Raw genomic sequence first — 4,197 nt, forward strand, 5'->3', positions numbered from 1 at the left:
ACAACTATCATCGGCCTCATACCTCCTGCGGAGACGCTCCTCCGGCCTCACTGGCCCCTGCATGTGTCAACAACGTCATGCCCTCCTACAACTAGCAAGGCAGTGATCGTCGAGCCCTCTTCGCGTGATGGAATCGACATCGATTACACGTTTGCCCAAGTTGGCATCACGGAGGCAAAGGTTGACTGGGGGAGCAATTGCGGCAATTGCTCCTCAACGGTTGGCCTCCATGCCATCGAGGCTGGATGGGTCGAACCCACCTCTGACGTGACGACCGTTGTCGTCCTCAACACCAACACGGACCAAGTCATCGTTCAGCGGGTCGACACCCCTGGAGGGAAGCTCCCCGAACGGCCGGATGCCATTCAGACTGGGGTACCGTTCCCCGGCCACCGTGTTGCCCTTGGGTTCGAGGACCCTGCAGGAAAGTCGACAGGTGCGCTCTTTCCGACAGGGAACGTATCTGACGAGTTCCTCGTGAACGGCCGACACTATCGTGCCTCGCTCGTGGACGCCGGCGCCCCCTGCGTGTTCCTCGCAGCGGCGGATCTTCATCTTGAAGACGTTCCCCATCATGAGTGGAGTACGCGGATGGGATCCCAGCTTCAAGTGATGGAACAGATTAGACGAGAAGCTGCCGTGCTAATGCAGATTGTTGGCACCGCAGACGCTGCAGAGCGAGCTATTCCAAAGATCGGTGTAGTTGGCCAGGGGTCCACGGACGGCAACGACGCGCAGGTCGTGATGCTCTCCATGGGCGTCCCGCACCCGGCAATGCCAATCACGGGCAGTGTCGCATTGACGTACGCCCTCTGCACACCGGGAACCGTCATCCATAAGGAGTCGGCGAACCAGCAATCCATTATCAAGATCCACACGCCTGCTGGATTGATCGAAACAAGTATTGAAGAGGCCAATGGTGTGATGGTGGTTGCGGTCACGCGTACTGCCCGACTGCTGGCCGATTCAACACTTTCGCTTCCTGGCGATCTGCTGCAGAAAGACGGCTACAACGAATCGTATTCCCCCACTACTTCGGAGGTGCAGCCTGCATGAAGCACGATATTCAACGCCGTACTCTACTGGCCGGACTGCTAGGGGGTTCTCTTTTTACAATTTCTGGGTGCGCCCCGGCGCAGGTGGCGTACAACCCTTCCGGTCCCGGAATCGTTGACGTCGTTGTTCCCTATAGTTCTGGCGGCGGCACAGACACTTGGGCGAGGTTCATCACGCCCTACTTCGCTAAGCTCGATCCGCAGATCAACCGCTATCAGATTCAGAACATTCCCGGCGGTGAATCTATTACGGGCACGAATGCCTATGTGCATGCTGGCACCCGCGATGGACGGCAACTTCTGGTCTCGTCGGCCACGACCTACTTTCAGAGTATGCTCGATCACAGCGCCGCTGAATTCGACTTTGCGGAGCTGGAGCCACTTGCACTTAACGGTACCGGTGCGGTCGTCTGGACCAACGTGGAATCCGGGATTCGTTCAATTGATGATCTGCTTTCTTATGGCAAACCTGTGAAGTATGCGGGCATGTCTGCTTCAGGGCTTGATCTCGTAGCTCTCCTCGGGCTAGAGGCCTTGGGAGTTGAGGTGAGAGGGGTGTACGGATTCGAGGGACGCGGTCCAACGAGATTGTCTGTGCAGCGAAATGAGACTCATCTTGACTTCCAAACTACGGCTACATATTTGACTCAGGTTCAACCTCTGGTTGATGCGGGTCAAGCCGTTCCTCTGTTTAGCGTTGGTGAATTGGACGGCAATGAGATCGTGCGAGACCCGAACTTGCCGGACGTACCGACGCTCAGTGAGATCGTTGGTGGAGATTCTCTTGCCTATAGGGCATTTCGATCGTTCGCAGCGCCTGGGTTCTTCTTCCAGAAGGGGTTGTGGACCAACAGCGAAACTGACCAGCGCGTGCTTGATAACTATGACTCCATGGTCAAGGCGCTGAATGCTGACCCGGAGTTTCTGGATGAGGCCAAAGATGCTCTCGGTGGCTATTCGTTGCTGTCGGGCCCTGAGGTCCGTGATCAGTTCAGGTCGGCTCTGACCATCCCTGAAGACGTCCTTAACTATACGAAGGACTTTCTTCTGAATAAGCATGGCTCTGCCCTGCACTGAGAGGTGAATGTAATGATTGATGCTGCTCTGAGCGCACTTTCACAGTTTGCTGACCCGACAATGCTCCTGTTCCTGGCAGTAGGAGTTGTCGTTGGTCTTATCATCGGCGTGATTCCAGGGCTTGGGGGCACCGGAGCCGTAGCGGTGCTAATGCCATTCGTCTTTGTGCTGGAACCAAGTCAGGCGATCGCAATGATCATCGGCGCTGTTGCAGTTGTGCACACGTCTGATGTCATTACATCGGTGGTTCTCGGTATCCCAGGATCCGCTTCAGCTTCCGTCTTCCTATTGGATGGACATGAGATGGCGAAGGCCGGCAATGGTGGCCGCGCACTTTCTGCGAGTTTCCTTTCCTCCATGATTGGTGGACTGATTGGCATCGTGGCGCTCACCCTTGTGGTGCCAATTGCACAGCCGGTGGTTACAGCGTTTGGCTCTCCCGAGATTTTCGCCCTTATCGTCATGGGTATCTTCCTGACGGCCATGTTGTCCAAGGGGAATATCGTCAAGGGGCTGCTGATCTCTGTTGTTGGACTCATCCTCGGTTTGATCGGCGTCTCGCCGGTCTCGGCCGAGTACCGCTATACATTTGGCACTGAGTATCTCACCGAGGGCCTCGGTCTTGTAGCTGCTGCGCTGGGAATCTTCGGTGTCGCGGAGATCATTGACCTTGTCGCTCGAAAGGCTTCGGTCGCACAGGGAAGCATTAGTCTTGGAGGCGGCTGGAAGCGGGGGATGAAGGACGTCGTCCGTTATAAGGGGGATGTGCTTCGAGGTTCTGGTGTCGGAGTAGGCGTAGGCATCCTTCCGGGTGTGGGTTCTACGGCCGGCGCGTGGTTGGCGTATGGTCAGGCGCAGGCGTTCGCCTCGCGTCGTAAGGACTCTCAGTTTGGCAAGGGAGATCCGCGGGGCGTGATTGCACATTCCGCCGCGAGCAATGGTATTGAGTCTGGTGCGTTGATTCCCACACTTCTCTTCGGCGTGCCTGGCGCTGCGCCGTTTGCACTCCTGCTTGGTGTGCTGCTCATCTTTGGCATCCAGCCTGGTCCCGGAATGATTACCAAGGACCTTGATGTCGTCTACTTCATTGTATGGGCATTTGCGATTGCAAGTGTGGCTGGAGCGGCCCTCGCGTTCTTCATGGCAAGGCCGTTGGCGCGTCTTAGCTTCGTGCGTTTTCCAGTGCTCGCAGCTTCTCTCATTCCGATCCTCTTCCTGGCGGGATTCCAGGAGCCGCTCAATCTTACGGTGTTCTACACCATGCTAATCCTGGGTGTCGTTGGATGGCTTTGTAAGATCACGAATATTCCGCGAGCGCCGTTCCTTATCGCGTTTGTGCTTGCCGAGCCACTGGAGCGGTATTACTTCCTTACTGTCAATTCATTTGAGTTGTCAGAGTGGGTTTTCCGTCCTTTCGTTCTGGCTGTCATCGTGATCAGCGTTACTGCGGTGACGATTGTGTCCGTTGCTGCATTGCGTGGACGTCATCAGAAGGCTGGTGTCGCGTTCAGCGAGAAGGACCACATGGTAGTGCCTCCGTTTGTTGAGATCATCGTTTCCGGTATGGCCCTGGTCCTTTTTGTTGTGGCAGTGATCATTGCTACCTCATTCAGCCCGAGCGGTCGCTTGTTCCCCATTGCCGTCGGAATTGTTGGAATCCTGTTGGCAATCTTCAGCATCGGCACGGATCTGATCCGGGTTCGTTCCGAAGGCGGTATGGGAAGGTTCGACTCAGCGTGGCGCGACAGGCTGAAGGTGGTGGGCCTTTCAATCCTGTGGCTGCTGGCCTACATCTGGCTTGTGTTCCTTCTTGGCATGATTGCGGGGTCCGTGCTCTTCGCACTCGTCTTCCTGCTGTTGGTTGCTCGGATGAAGATCATCTGGTCGGTGGTGTATACGGCTGGCATCGCACTCACGCTCATTGCCCTCACGGAGTGGGCTGGACTCGTGCCGGCGTCTGGATATCTGCTCTAGTTGTAGGAGGGCATGACGTTGTTGACTCGGGCCGGTGCCAGTGAGGCCGGAGGAGCGTCTCCGCAGGAGGTATGAGGCCGATGATAGTTGT

Annotated in this window: 3 protein-coding genes; all 3 read left to right on the forward strand. The window is 56.3% G+C overall.

Features of this window, described 5'->3' with window-relative positions; genetic code table 11:
• The first annotated feature begins 102 nt into the window (after window positions 1-102).
• The 3 genes from FM125_RS05345 to FM125_RS05355 are packed head-to-tail and all read left to right on the forward strand — an operon-like array spanning window position 103 to window position 4,106.
• On the forward strand, window positions 103-1,056 hold the full coding sequence (locus FM125_RS05345) for a PrpF domain-containing protein (protein ID WP_180525371.1): 954 nt from the start codon (window positions 103-105) through the stop codon (window positions 1,054-1,056).
• On the forward strand, window positions 1,053-2,132 hold the full coding sequence (locus tag FM125_RS11730; protein ID WP_143745232.1) for a type 2 periplasmic-binding domain-containing protein: 1,080 nt from the start codon (window positions 1,053-1,055) through the stop codon (window positions 2,130-2,132). The genes FM125_RS05345 and FM125_RS11730 overlap by 4 nt, the downstream gene beginning before the upstream one ends.
• A 12-nt stretch (window positions 2,133-2,144) precedes the next feature.
• On the forward strand, window positions 2,145-4,106 hold the full coding sequence (locus FM125_RS05355; RefSeq protein ID WP_087133877.1) for a tripartite tricarboxylate transporter permease: 1,962 nt from the start codon (window positions 2,145-2,147) through the stop codon (window positions 4,104-4,106).
• Window positions 4,107-4,197: the final 91 nt, after the last annotated feature.

This window comes from Micrococcus lylae (assembly GCF_900163825.1).
Taxonomy (GTDB): Bacteria; Actinomycetota; Actinomycetes; order Actinomycetales; family Micrococcaceae; genus Micrococcus; species Micrococcus lylae.

Bases quoted from the DNA above. Each gene is read 5' to 3' on its own strand.
- FM125_RS05355 (WP_087133877.1), top strand. From the start codon at position 2,145: ATGATTGATGCTGCTCTGAGCGCACTTTCACAGTTTGCTGACCCGACA.
- FM125_RS11730 (WP_143745232.1), top strand. From the start codon at position 1,053: ATGAAGCACGATATTCAACGCCGTACTCTACTGGCCGGACTGCTAGGG.